The 646-nt window shown below is 48.1% G+C and carries 1 pseudogene; it reads left to right on the top strand.

Features of this window, described 5'->3' with window-relative positions:
- Positions 1–646 (top strand): annotated as a pseudogene (locus R7Z50_RS28325) (RNA polymerase-associated protein RapA); the annotation flags it as partial.

Genomic DNA, 646 nt, shown 5'->3' on the forward strand with positions numbered 1-646 from the left:
AAACCTGCCCGACAGGTCGTGCGGTTTATGACAAGTACTCAGACGCCCTGATTGAGATTCTGGCGTCAGGAGATACCAGCACTCTGGATGAGATCATCGAAGAATCAGCGAAGCTGAACAAAGAATTGAAATCGCAACTAGAGCAAGGTCGTGACCGCTTGCTAGAAATGCACTCTAATGGCGGCGAAAAAGCTCAGCAAATCGTTGAGAAAATTGAATCAACCGATGGTGATACAAACTTAGTCACGTTTGCGCTTTCTCTGTTTGATACGATTGGTTTGAACCAAGACGACAAAGGCGAAAATGCACTGGTGGTGACGCCATCAGAGCACATGATGGTGCCAAGCTACCCTGGTTTGCCATACGAAGGTGCGACGATCACTTTTGATCGCGATACCGCGCTTTCTCGTGAAGACATGCACTTCATCAGTTGGGAACACCCAATGATCCAAGGTGGTATCGATCTTCTGATGAGTGAAGGTGTGGGTACTTCTGCGGTATCTCTGTTGAAAAACAAGGCGTTGCCAGTTGGTACGATTCTGCTTGAACTGATTTACGCGGTAGATGCGCAAGCACCAAAACGCAGCGGTATCACTCGTTTCTTACCGAAAACGCCAATCCGTCTGATGATGGACTCTCGCGGTAA

This window comes from Vibrio sp. 1249-1, assembly GCF_033340495.1.